11 protein-coding genes and 1 tRNA gene are annotated in these 12821 nt (G+C 38.7%); 7 read left to right on the top strand and 5 right to left on the bottom strand.

Translation table 11 applies throughout. The features are described 5' to 3' along the window. Positions 1 to 309: 309 nt before the first annotated feature. Both purL and ACJG85_RS11575 read right to left on the bottom strand, forming a co-directional pair. On the bottom strand, positions 310 to 3966 hold the full coding sequence (gene purL, locus ACJG85_RS11580; protein WP_412476469.1) for a phosphoribosylformylglycinamidine synthase: 3657 nt from the start codon (positions 3964 to 3966) through the stop codon (positions 310 to 312). Positions 3967 to 4045: 79 nt separating this feature from the next. Beyond that, positions 4046 to 5542 carry a hypothetical protein gene (locus tag ACJG85_RS11575; RefSeq protein WP_412476468.1) on the bottom strand — a complete coding sequence of 499 codons (1497 nt, stop codon included), beginning with the start codon at positions 5540 to 5542 and terminating at the stop codon, positions 4046 to 4048. A 206-nt stretch (positions 5543 to 5748) separates the two neighbouring features. Between ACJG85_RS11575 and ACJG85_RS11570 the strand changes: the two genes are divergently transcribed. The 4 genes from ACJG85_RS11570 (at position 5749) to ACJG85_RS11555 (ending at position 8174) form a co-directional block, all read left to right on the top strand. Continuing rightward, positions 5749 to 6171: a PaaI family thioesterase gene (locus ACJG85_RS11570; RefSeq protein WP_409681099.1), complete on the top strand. Its 423-nt coding sequence runs from the start codon at positions 5749 to 5751 to the stop codon at positions 6169 to 6171. Then, positions 6171 to 7232, top strand: a complete 1062-nt coding sequence (locus tag ACJG85_RS11565; protein WP_409681102.1) for an isochorismate synthase — start codon at positions 6171 to 6173, stop codon at positions 7230 to 7232. The genes ACJG85_RS11570 and ACJG85_RS11565 overlap by 1 nt, the downstream gene beginning before the upstream one ends. 64 nt (positions 7233 to 7296) lie before the next feature. Next, complete coding sequence (gene bshB1, locus ACJG85_RS11560) at positions 7297 to 8013, top strand: bacillithiol biosynthesis deacetylase BshB1 (protein WP_412476467.1); 717 nt, start codon at positions 7297 to 7299, stop codon at positions 8011 to 8013. Between the two features lie 85 nt (positions 8014 to 8098). Beyond that, positions 8099 to 8174, top strand: a tRNA-His gene (locus tag ACJG85_RS11555). 42 nt (positions 8175 to 8216) lie between these two features. Here the strand turns inward: ACJG85_RS11555 and ACJG85_RS11550 are convergent. From ACJG85_RS11550 to ACJG85_RS11540, 3 genes are read right to left on the bottom strand one after another with little or no spacing between them, the layout of a single operon-like run. Continuing rightward, positions 8217 to 8645 (bottom strand): hypothetical protein, encoded by a 429-nt coding sequence (locus tag ACJG85_RS11550; RefSeq protein WP_412476466.1) that lies wholly within the window; start codon positions 8643 to 8645, stop codon positions 8217 to 8219. 3 nt (positions 8646 to 8648) lie between these two features. Then, entirely contained in the window at positions 8649 to 9677 is a 1029-nt protein-coding gene (locus ACJG85_RS11545) for a M28 family peptidase (RefSeq protein WP_412476465.1), read from the bottom strand. Positions 9678 to 9679: 2 nt separating this feature from the next. After that, entirely contained in the window at positions 9680 to 10783 is a 1104-nt protein-coding gene (locus ACJG85_RS11540) for a DUF3667 domain-containing protein (RefSeq protein WP_409681111.1), read from the bottom strand. A gap of 72 nt (positions 10784 to 10855) precedes the next feature. On the opposite strand from ACJG85_RS11540, the gene ACJG85_RS11535 reads away from it, so the two are divergent. The 3 genes from ACJG85_RS11535 to ACJG85_RS11525 are packed head-to-tail and all read left to right on the top strand — an operon-like array spanning position 10856 to position 12773. Continuing rightward, entirely contained in the window at positions 10856 to 11311 is a 456-nt protein-coding gene (locus ACJG85_RS11535) for a DUF1801 domain-containing protein (RefSeq protein WP_412476464.1), read from the top strand. 3 nt (positions 11312 to 11314) lie between these two features. Beyond that, the gene (locus ACJG85_RS11530) at positions 11315 to 11812 is read left to right on the top strand and encodes a GNAT family N-acetyltransferase (protein ID WP_412476463.1); all 498 of its coding nucleotides are present in this window, start codon (positions 11315 to 11317) and stop codon (positions 11810 to 11812) included. Between the two features lie 4 nt (positions 11813 to 11816). After that, positions 11817 to 12773: an ion channel gene (locus ACJG85_RS11525; protein WP_412464261.1), complete on the top strand. Its 957-nt coding sequence runs from the start codon at positions 11817 to 11819 to the stop codon at positions 12771 to 12773. Positions 12774 to 12821: the final 48 nt, after the last annotated feature.

The following is a 12821-nucleotide window of genomic DNA, read 5'->3' as shown; positions in this document are numbered from 1 at the left end:
GCGCAGTCGCAAGCTCGTGTCGCCGCCTTTTTTTGACCCGAGCCAAGCGAACTGACGAAGTAAACCCTGTTCTAACGAACGGGTTTTTTGTTTTAGCCAATTACCTACTCGGCTTTTATTATACAGTTCGGTTAACAATTTCGAATGTTCTCTTCTTCTCAACAGGTTGTTCTTACTACGATGGTCCGCGTGAGGGATAGGAGCAACTACCGCGTAGTGCGGATAGCCCGGCCCCTTTCGACAGGCTCAAGGCAGGCCAAAGGGGCACGCCCCAATAAAAAACCCACTCCAAGGAGCGGGGTTTTCAGTTTATTTATTTTGATTTTCTATCCATTCTCTGGCGTTAACAAAGGCTTCAAGCCAAGGTGAAACTTCGTCTTTTTGTCCTCTGTCAGGATAATATGCCCAATTCCAAGGGAAAGTGGAGCGCTCAATGTGAGGCATCATGACTAAGTGACGTCCTGTTTTATCACATAACATTGCGGTGTTGTAGTCGGAACCGTTGGGATTGGCAGGATAGCCTTCGTAAGCGTATTTGGCTACAATGTTGTACTTGCTTTCTTCGTAAGGTAAGTGGAATTTACCTTCGCCATGCGACACCCAAACGCCTAAGGTTGCTCCGGCGAGGGTTTTCAGCATGACCGAATGATTTTCTTGAACCGTAACCGAGGTAAAGATGCTCTCATGTTTGTGAGAATCGTTGTGTTTCATCTTACCGTGAATTTCATGTTCAGGGTTAATGACTTCCAATTCCATAAACAATTGGCAACCGTTGCAGATGCCTACTGATAAAGTGTCTTCTCGTTTTAGGAAGTTCTTTAAGGCAGTGTTGGCTTTCTCGTTGTATAAAAAGGCACCGGCCCAACCTTTAGCAGAACCCAAAACATCGGAATTAGAAAAACCACCGACGGCCCCAATAAATTGAATATCTTCTAGTGTTTCTCTACCTGAGATTAAATCGGTCATGTGAACGTCTTTGACATCAAATCCGGCTAAGTACATGGCATTTGCCATTTCGCGTTCGGAATTGCTGCCTTTTTCACGGATGATGGCTGCTTTAGGGCGTGGTTTGTTATGGTCGATTACCGGTTTTAAACCTGTAAAATGATTTGGGAATTGGTATTGTAAAGCTTGGTGACTGTAATTGTTAAAACGCTCTCGGGCCGTATTGTTTTTGGATTGCTTTTGGTCTAACAAATAAGAAGTTTCAAACCAAACGTCTCTCAGGGCTCTGATGTCAAGCACTAAGTCTTCAATAGTCAATGATTCTGAATCTTGAACTTCTCCGATTTTGAAAATCTCGATTCCTTCTAAGGCTTTTTCAAAGACTGCATCGTCTTTAGCTTGCAATACCAATCCGATGTTTTCTGCAAATAAGATTTTAACCAAATCATTTTCTTCCAATGAAGAGAAGTCGATTTTCGCTCCTAAATCGTTATCGGCAAAACACATTTCCAATAGCGTTGTAATCAAACCACCGCTCCCGATATCATGTCCGGCAACAATTTGTCGGTCTTTGATTAAATTCTGTACAGTATTGAAGGCCTTTTTAAAGAAAGCAGCATCTTTGATGGTTGGCGTTTCAGCACCAATTTTATTTTGGGTTTGGGCAAAAGAACTTCCGCCCAATTTAAATTCGTCTTGAGACAAATTGATGTAATAAATCGAACCGCCATTTCTTTGCAACACCGGCTCAACCACTTTGGTAATATTGGAACAATTCCCTGCCGCCGAAATAATTACCGTTCCCGGTGCGATCACTTCGTCGTTCGGATATTTTTGTTTCATGGAAAGCGAATCTTTTCCGGTAGGAATGTTGATGCCTAAATCGATGGCAAACTCAGAGCAAGCCTGAACCGCTTCGTACAAACGGGCATCTTCGCCTTCGTTTTTACAAGCCCACATCCAGTTGGCGGACAACGAAACACTTTTTAAATTGTCTTTTAAAGGGGCAAAAACGATGTTGGATAACGCTTCGGCTATGGCATTTCGGCTGCCGGCTTTCGGGTCGATTAATGCCGAAATAGGAGCGTGGCCAATTGAAGTGGCAATACCTTCTTTTCCGTTAAAATCTAAGGCCATTACGCCCACATTGTTTAGCGGCAATTGTAAAGGTCCGACGCATTGTTGTTTAGCTACTCTTCCGCCTACGCAACGATCGACTTTATTGGTCAACCAATCTTTACAAGCTACAGCTTCGAGTTTCAAAACATCTCTTAAGTAGTCTTGAATGTAATCGGAACTATACTCTAAATCAGTATAATTTCTTTGTATGGTTTTATCCGCCATGATGGTTTTGGGCGAACTGCCGAACATGTCTTCTAAAGCCAAATCCATGGGTTTGCTACCTGTTTTTTGTCCTTCAAAAGTAAAACGTTTGTTGGCTGTTACGTGTCCCACTTGGTACATAGGCGAACGCTCTCTTTCTGCGATGCGTTGTAAGGTATCAATGTCTTTTTGACCAATGACCAGTCCCATTCGCTCTTGCGATTCGTTGCCGATGATTTCTTTGGCAGATAAAGTTGGATCGCCAACAGGTAATTTGTCTAAATCGATTAAACCACCGGTTTCTTCTACCAATTCGGATAGACAGTTCAAATGACCGCCGGCGCCGTGATCGTGTATGGAAACAATTGGATTGTCATCGCTTTCTACCAAACCGCGAATGGCATTGGCAGCGCGTTTTTGCATTTCAGGATTGGAACGTTGGATGGCATTCAGTTCGATTCCGGAACCAAAAGCACCAGTATCGGCTGAGGAAACTGCGGCACCTCCCATTCCGATTCGGTAATTCTCTCCGCCAAGAATAACGATTTTGTCTCCTGCGTTAGGTTTCTTTTTGATGGATTGGTCCTGCTTTCCGTAACCAATACCTCCGGCTTGCATGATGACTTTATCATAGCCGAGCTTTCTGTCTTCTTCCCCATGTTCGAAAGTTAAAATGGAACCAGTGATAAGCGGTTGCCCGAATTTATTTCCGAAATCTGAAGCACCATTGGAGGCTTTGATTAAGATTTCCATGGGTGTTTGGTACAACCATTTCCTTTCGGTCATGCCGTTTTCCCATTCGCGGTTATCTTTTAATCGGGAATAAGCCGTCATGTAAACAGCAGTTCCTGCTAAAGGTAATGAGCCTTGTCCACCCGCTAATCGGTCGCGGATTTCACCACCTGAACCCGTTGCTGCTCCGTTGAAAGGCTCTACAGTAGTCGGGAAATTATGGGTTTCGGCTTTTAAGGAAATGACCGAATCAAATTCCTTAGTCTCGTAAAAATCGGGTTTATCGGCACTTTTAGGGGCGAATTGGGTTACTTTCGGACCTTTGATAAAAGCGACATTATCTTTGTAGGCCGAAACGATATCGTTAGGATGTTCGGCCGATGTTTTTTTGATGAGTTTGAATAGGGAAGTTTCTTTTTCTTGTCCGTCAATCACAAAAGTGCCGTTGAAGATTTTGTGACGACAATGTTCTGAATTGACCTGGGAAAATCCAAACACTTCAGAATCGGTAAGTTTTCTTCCTATTTTTTGGGAAACACTATTTAAATAGGCAACTTCTTCTTCGCTTAACGCTAAACCTTCTTGTTGGTTGTAAGCGGCGATATCCTCGATTTCCAAAATCGGTTCCGGTTGGATGTTGATAGTGAAAATATCTTGGGTTAACGCGTTGTACTTTTGTGAAAGCATCGGGTCGAAATCGGTAAAGTTTTCAGTTACTTTTTCGAATTCCTCAATTCGGATTATGCCTTCGATGCCCATATTTTGGGTGATTTCTACGGCATTGGTACTCCAAGGAGTTATCATAGCGGCACGTGGGCCAACAAAAAAATCCGTCAGGACGGATTTTTCTATTTTATGTGCGTTGCCAAAAAGCCAGTTTAATTTTGAGATGTTTTCTGCCGAAAGTTCGTTTTGCGTTTGTACGGCAAAAACGGTAGTACTTTCGTTTCCGAAGAAATGAATCATTGTGTAGTTATTAATGTTGTTGTTGTTAGTGCAAATTTAGACTAAAAAATGCGAATATGGAAAAAGGTTTTTCAACAAATTAGTCTTGAAAAGTTGTCCAATTATAAGCACCGGCATCAAAAGGGGTTGTTCTTGGATTTCCTAAAATATCAAAAGGTACGCTAACATCATCTCCAAATCCTCTGGCAGCCGAATCATCCCCGATGTTAAGTTGGTTATTTTGTACGTTTAAAAATTTAGGGTTTTCGTTGCGTTTGATTTCGGGATTGTCGAACAGGAAGCTGTACAACGGATTGGTACTGCTGCCGAATTTCAATAAGCATTTAGTAAACGAATGATTGAATTGGCCTGAGCTAGCAGGATCTAACGATAGTTCATAAGTATTGCTACCGTAAATGATACAGTTTTTGAAGTCGGCTTGTACCAAATCGAAAGGCACTTGAGCACCATTTTCATCTTCATAATAATTGTTCAACAAGACAGCCACTTGTCGGGAACTCGACCAATTGTTGTTAAACGTACAATGCTTGAATTCGTAGCTTCCCCCCAATGTACAAGCCAGTGAAGCTATACCTCCGTAATTAATGACCAGGTTTTCACCTTTAATCTTTGCAGTTTTGGCGTATAATCCAATCAATGACGAATTGTATATCTGAGTGTTTTTAATCGTCATAAAATTGCCATCATTGCTGTCGATGTTTAAACCGACTGCTGCATTTTTGATGATTACGTTTTCGATTTCATTTCCGGTACTTCCGGCAGTCAGCCAAATGGTTTGCCATTGTCCTGCCACGTCTGAAAATCCGGGTTCTAGTCGATCGCCTTCAAAAATGATATTGTTTTCTAAAGTTCCATTGCCTTTAAAAGAAGCGCCGTTACCCACAATTAATCCTGAATCGGCATGGAAATGTACTCGAGCGCCGGGTTGAACATTCAAAGTTTTTCCTCCCGGAACGGCCGCATAACCATAAACTACGTAAGGTTTATCGTTGTTCCAAACGTATTCATTACCGTTAACAGGATCATTTTCATCTAAAAAGAAACCATATACCGGTTCTTCTATACCATCAATGGTTAGGGTTTCGGTAGTCCCGTCGGCAAATCGTTTCGGATATAAGAAATACGCATCTTGGATTAAGGTTACCAAGTCTACATCTTGCACTTCTCCATTAGCGTGGCGGAATTCGATAATATCGGTATATAAAAAATCGGTTGGATTGGCTTCGGCTACATCGGCTGTAACTTCAATGAAGATATACATGCTGTCTTTGGCCAATAATTCGACATCGTTGAAAACTCTATTGTTATTGCCCACCATGCCATCTACCGTCATGCGGTATTTAGAGGCTTGTCCTTTTCCTAATTGTATGGTTGGAATTTTGATGTCTTTGTCACTTTTGTTATACACTTTTAGGGTGTAAGTACTCGAGCCGATATTGGTGAAAACTGTATCTAAATACACTGTGTCTTTAGAAAAAAACAAGCCGCCTGTACTGGGTTCAAATTCAAAATCTTGTCGACAAGAACTGGTTAGTAATGTCAAGCCCACAATAAAAAAGAGAATAAGATAGCGCATGGATATTTCGAATTTTTACGTTGTACAATTCGGCCTAAAGACCTCGGGTGGTAAATGTAGTTATTAAAGTTTAAATTGAAAATAAGTCAATTTGAAAATTTGACGATTGTATGTTAATAACGATAAAATTGCCATTATAGTATTTTGTAATGATGGCTTTTTTCCTTGTGGGAAATAAGTAGTAATTTCGTAAAAAAAAATAAGCTATGGCATTGGATAGAGAAAAAGTGTTACAACTGTGCAACGAATGGAGTAAAAACACTTTGATGGAAACCTTAGAAATAGAATATATAGACGCCGGTGAAGGCTTTTTAAAAGCCAAAATGCCGGTGAATTATAGAGTGCATCAACCTATGGGATTATTACACGGTGGCGCTACAGTGGCTTTAGCCGAAAGTGTTGGCAGTGCTGCTTCACTCATGTTTATTAATACTGAAAAGCAAGAAGTGCGCGGGATAGAAATTTCGGCCAATCATTTGAAAAGCAAACGCGAAGGAACTGTTTTTTGTACTGCCAAAATCATTCACCAAGGCAGAAGTATTCATTTGTGGGAAATAAAAATAACCGATGAAAACGATAAACTCATTTCGCTTTGTAAGTTGACCAACATGATTTTACCCAGAAGATAATGACTGATTTATTTGTAAAAATCAAAGTCCATTTGGAGCAACAACTGCCTTTTGTCTTGTATGCTAAACCGAATACAGACCGTCTAATTGCGGTGCTTCAGGGTAATGATAACTTATATTTTTTAGAAGATTTTAATGAAAAAGGTTTTGTTTTTGCGCCTTTTAACGGTGATTCGATTCCATACATACCACAATCGGAATCTGATATTTATGTAGAAAAGATTAGCGAGTCAGATTTTTTATTGACTGCCGATCCAACATTTCACGCGGATGAAGTTGCTCAAAAAAGTTTTGAGGATTTGGTCACCAAAGGCGTCGAGGCAATTCAAAATGGCCAATTCGAGAAAGTAGTTTTATCCCGAAAAGAGACCGTTGCAATTCCGTCTTTTGAGATAGCAACCGTTTTTAAAAAGTTGGTAGTTTTTTATCCGACTGCTTTTAAATATTGTTTTTTCCACCCGAAAATAGGGCTTTGGTTGGGCGCCAGTCCGGAGCAGTTTTTAAAAATCAATCAGGAAACCATACAAACTGTGGCTTTGGCCGGAACGCAAGCGGTAACTGAATCTAAAGACATCGTTTGGCAAGAAAAAGAAATCAAGGAGCAACAATTGGTAACCGATTTTATCACTCAAAGTTTGGCCGATAAAGTTTCGGAACTAACTCTTTCGAGTCCGTATTCCGTTCAAGCCGGTAATTTATGGCATATTAAAACGAATATTTCAGCCACTCTCAAGAATAAAAATAATCTAAAAGAAATTATACTGGCTTTGCATCCAACTTCTGCTGTTTGCGGATTGCCGAAAGCAGCTGCTAAGGATTTTATCTTGCAAAACGAGCCTTATGAAAGAAGCTATTATTCCGGCTTTTTGGGCGAGTTGAATGTTGATTTGGCTACCTTTCACACAGCGCAATCCGATTTATTTGTCAATTTGCGATGTATGAAGATTGCCGAAAACAAAGCCGAGTTGTTCATGGGTTGTGGTGTTACTAAAGACAGTAAGCCTGAGGCTGAGTTTATCGAAACGGTAAACAAATCGATGACGATGCGAAAGGTTTTGTAAATAGTAGTATTTTTGCAAACCAAAATGCATTGACAATCAATGGTAAATATTTAAAAGCATTGCTATGAAATTAGACATATTAGCTTTCGGAGCACATCCTGATGATGTAGAACTAGGTTGTAGCGGTACTATAGCCAAGGAGGTTTCGTTAGGCAAAAAAGTTGGTGTAATTGATTTGACCAGAGGAGAACTCGGTACGCGTGGTTCCGTTGAAATCAGAGACCAAGAAGCTAGTTTGGCGGCAGAGATTTTAGGATTAACTGTACGGGAGAATTTAAATATGCGTGATGGTTTTTTTGTGAACGATGAAGTCCACCAAATGGAGATCATCAAAAGGATTCGAAAATACCGACCTGAGATTGTAATATGCAATGCAATAGAAGACAGACATATTGATCACGGAAAAGGCAGTAAGTTGGTTTCTGATGCTTGTTTTTTATCGGGATTGCGTAAAATTGAAACCACTCACGAAGGAGAAGTTCAAGAAGCTTGGCGTCCTAAAGTGGTATATCACTATATTCAATGGAAAAATATTGAGCCTGATTTTGTGGTTGATATTTCCGATTTTATTGATCAGAAGACTCAATCTATTTTGGCTTATGCCTCACAGTTTTATTCTGAAAATTCCAATGAACCGGTAACGCCGATTGCCACCAAAAACTTTTTGGAAAGCATTCATTATCGTTCACAAGACTTTGGCAGATTGATAGGAGTGGATTATGCTGAAGGTTTTACAACCGAGAGATACGTGGCAGTCAAGAGCTTAGGAGATTTGATTTAAAAAATAAAAAAAACCTTTGCAAAAGTTAAGTTTTGCACTATATTTGCACTCGCAAAAGCAACTTAGGTTGTCAGCAACCACAAATGGTGATTGTAGCTCAGTTGGTTAGAGCGTCGGATTGTGGTTCCGAAGGTCGGGGGTTCGAGACCCCTCATTCACCCAAAATTTAAAAGCCCCGATATCGGGGCTTTTTTTGTTACAAACTATATTTGGTTTTCAGCTATTTTTTTTACCAATGCAAAAATTACATTATGAGTACACTTTTGTTCAAAGCTACTTTGTTTAAAACTGAATTCAATAACAACTTTGTTATTCTTCTTTATATCAAAAATTGAACCTTCCATTTTCCGAATAACTTTCCAACCCGGACAATAATTGTCAGCTCTTTTTAAATAAGAAAACACTAAAAAATAATCAGCCAGTGTTTTATCTTTGGTAATATTAAAGCCTTGGTCCATTAAATTTTCAGTCAAATTTTTAACAACACCTAAACGATCTTCCGTTAAGGGTTCAATGTAGATGTAACCTTCTTTTTTTAAAGGTTCGAAACTATTCACCAGTAATTTTTTATAAGTCTGAGACTGACCTGTAGTACTGAAAAGTAATATCAGAAAAACAATTATTCTTTTCATAATTTATTGTTTGTCTACTTTATCAACCAATAATCGTTTTTCCCTGTTGGCAATTTCCCAAGCAATAGCAAAAGCGTATTGGGTTCGTTTGGTGAGTGCATCAAATTCAATTTTACTGACTTCATCTCCGGGTTTATGGTAATCGGCATGGGTTCCGTTAAAAAGGAAAACCGACGGAATATTGTGTTTGGCAAAGTTGTAATGGTCGGAGCGATAATAAAATCGATTCGGATCTTTTTTGTCATTGTATTTGTAATCAATAGTGAGTTGGATGTATTGTTCGTTCACGCTTTCGCAAATGTTATACAAGTCGGTCGATAAATAATCGGAACCAATTACATAAACATAATTATTGCTGTCTTTGTGAAAATCATCGCGACGGCCAATCATATCAATGTTCACATCAGCAACAGTATTTTTCAACGGGAAAAGTGGGTTTTCGGAATAGTAACGGGAACCGTGCAAACCGTGTTCTTCTCCGGTTACGTGTAAAATTAGGATAGAGCGTTTGGGGCCGTTACCTTCGTTTTTGGCTTTTTGAAAAGCAGCAGCCATTTCCATTAAAGCCACTGTGCCCGAACCATCGTCATCAGCACCGTTGTACACTTCACCATCTTTAATCCCTACGTGATCGTAATGAGCCGAAAGCACCACAATTTCATCCGGTTTTTCGGAACCTTCTATAAACGCCCAAATGTTCTCCGAATCGGGTAAGTTTTCGTTTCTCTTGGCATTTAAAAATGCCGCCGGTACTTTTTGGTAGTAATTGTCGGCACCTTTGGGATACGAAATACCGTTTTTCTTGTAAAAATCGATGATAAACTTGCCGGCTTTCTTTTGGCCTTCGCTTCCGGTTTCTCGACCTTCGGTTTCATCTGAGGCAATGAATGTCAGGTTGGTGCGCAAACTTTCAGTATTAATTGCAGAGAGATACGTACTAACATTGGATAACTTTTTATTCCCTGATTTTGATGGGCTACAGCTTGTTACTAATGCAAAAAGCGCTAAAAAGAACAATATTTTTTTATACATGATTAATGGATATTTATGAATGAAAAGAAGAAAAGGCCAACCAATATAAAGCTCAAGATGAACATATTGATGAAAAATATTAAGATACCCTTGATGATTGTTTTGAGCCTGCTTTGCTCATAAAAGCGATGATGAGCCGGGAAAAAATAATACAACATGTATAGAATTATGACGGTATCAAACAAAGAAATGATACTGTCTATCAACCAATGATGACCCAATAATCCCATAAAAAAGTTGAACAACTCTAAAATTAATGAGGCGAGCAACAAAAAGGAAAAGTAATGTAAAGTAAAAATGCCATGGTCAAAATAATACCAACGTTTTTTACTTTGGAACAGCCAAAGAACGAAGGCAAACAATGGCATATAAATGAATAAAGCTTTCGGTATATTATGGATGAACGCTTCTGAGAGTTTATCAAAAACTTCATCTTTTGTTTTCCCTTTTTTAGCTAAAAGTATTTTTTTATGAAACCAATAGCCAAAATCTCCAAGCTTTTCCTCAGGTTTGCCATATTTTTGAATAGAATCTAATTCTTCCACTGAGCGGTATCCGAAATTCATGTAATTACTGCTTTCATCAACTTCATTTTTCTCGGCAGCAGCTTTTTGCAAAGAATCGGCCACTTTTCTGTCGATATAGCCCTTTTGTTCCAGTTTTTTTATCCATTGTTGTTTTTGAATACTGTCCTGAGTCCTACTAATGGAATCCGTTTTGGTAGGCTTAAGTTGCTCTGTGTGTTGCTGATTGTTGGTTTTTTCCGCTTCAATTGTTTCTTCAGTTGAACCGTCAGGAATAATGGAAAAAAGGAAAAAAGTCACAAAGCTGATGAAGATATAGAGTCGGATAGGAGCCAAATACGACATTCGCTTTCCGGATAAGTACTCTTTGGTAAGGGAAGCCGGCTTAAAGATCAAGTTTCTAATGGTTTTCCAAAACGAATTTTCGTAATGGGTTAAATCTTCAAAAAAGTGGATAAATAATTGTACAAATGTTTTTCGGGTATCGGTATTTTCCTGACCACAGTTAGGGCAGTAGCGGTGTTCCACCACATGTCTGCAATTCAAGCAGGTTTTATCTTTTCTCAATGGGCTTTTGGACATAACTTGTTGCTTCTGTTAGATACGTAAAACTATTAAAATAATTTCTATTTTTGAGAAACTAAATTTAAAACCATGCAATCTACTGCCAAGACTGTCGAAGAGTATATCAACTCTTTACCTGAGGACCGAAAAAGTGTAATTCAACAACTTCAAAAAATCATATTGGATAATCTGCCTGAAGGTTTTCAAGAATCAATGGGATACGGCATGATGGGTTATTGTGTGCCGCATTCTATTTATCCGAACGGATATCATTGTAATCCGAAAGATCCGCTTCCGTTTATGGGATTGGCCTCGCAGAAAAACTTTATAGCTTTCTATCACATGGGCATTTATGCGGATAAAAATTTATACGATTGGTTTGTAACTGAATATGGAAAGCGTTGTAAATACAAGCTCGATATGGGGAAAAGTTGTGTGCGATTTAAAAAGACAGCTGATATTCCATATGATTTAATAGCCGAATTGGTTCAGAAAATTTCCGTTGAAGATTGGATTAAAACCTATGAATCTGCTTTTAAAAAATAACAAATGTTGCAGATTGTACCTAACACTGATACCCAATTTACAGCGGTAAGGGCTATTGCTTTTGAAGTTTGGCCCAAAACCTATGGTGCTATTTTATCGAAAGAGCAACTGGACTACATGCTTGGTAAGATGTATAGTGTTGCTGCTCTTCAAGAACAAGTCAATCAAAAGAAGCATCATTTTATTTTGGTTCAAGACCATGGAGCAACCGTTGGATTTGCTTCTTATGAACACAATGCAAACTATTCCGGAAAAACAAAGATCCATAAAATTTACATATTATCTTCCCAACAAGGAAAAGGAACAGGTAAAACGTTGATTGATTATATTCAAGAAAAAGCTCATGTTTATGGTGACAAAGCTTTGTTTTTAAATGTGAACAAATACAACTCCGCTGTCCAATTTTATCAAAAAATCGGCTTTGAAATTGCTAAAGATGAAGTGATTGATATAGGCAATGGTTTTGTGATGGATGATTATGTGATGGAAAAACAACTGTAACTAAATGGCATTTTTAAAAAAAATTAACGCGAAAGCAAAAACAGACAGTAATACCGGTTTTGGTGTCAACCCGGGAAGTTACGGAGGTCGTTTTTTGACTAAAAACGGTAACGCCAATATTAAAAGAACGGGAATTGGTTTTTTTGATGGGATAAGTTGGTTTCATACCATGGTTAACATACCGAGGTGGAAATTCATGCTAATTATACTCCTGTTTTATTTTGTAGTTAATTTATGCTTCGCGAGTGTGTATTATTTGATAGGAGTGGAGCATTTAAAAGGGATTAATGCTGAAAAAGCTATGGATCAATTTGGTCAAGCTTTTTTTTTCAGCATTCAAACTTATACTACTGTTGGGTATGGACACATTAGTCCGAGTGGTTTTTTAACAAGTTTTGTGGCTGCCTTTGAAGCTTTGTTCGGCTTGTTGAGTTTTGCCATAGCTACCGGTTTGTTTTACGGAAGATTCAGTATGCCAAAGGCTTTTTTGCGTTTTTCTGAAAATGCCTTGATTGCTCCTTACCAATCCGGTACTGCTTTGATGATCAGAATGAGTCCTTTTAAGAATACTCATCTAACAGATGCTGAAGCCAAAATAACGGTAGGGATGACTGTTGAAGAAAACGGTAAAATGGTCAATAAGTTTTATAATCTTGACTTGGAGTTATCCAAGATTAACGCATTAACCTTGAGTTGGACTTTGGTTCATCCCATTACGGAAAATAGCCCTTTTTATAATTTATCTAAAGAAGATTATGTTAACATCAAAGGTGAAATAATGGTGTATGTTAAGGTTTTTGATGATCGTTTCAGTACAACTGTTGTGAAACGTACTTCTTATATATTTGAAGAAGTGGTATATGGCGCAAAGTTTATTCCAATGTTTTCAAGAAGTCATGATGATAACCATACTTTACTGCACATCAATAAATTGAATGCTTTTGAAAAAGTAGTCTTATAAAAAAAGTCCCGAATTTTGTTCGGGACTTTTTTTATTGAATTGGTTAAA

The sequence above is a fragment of the Flavobacterium mekongense genome, assembly GCF_047038255.1.
GTDB lineage: Bacteria > Bacteroidota > Bacteroidia > Flavobacteriales > Flavobacteriaceae > Flavobacterium > Flavobacterium mekongense.
The sequence above is the reverse complement of the archived record's forward strand: the minus strand, read 5'-3'. Positions and strand labels throughout refer to the sequence as shown.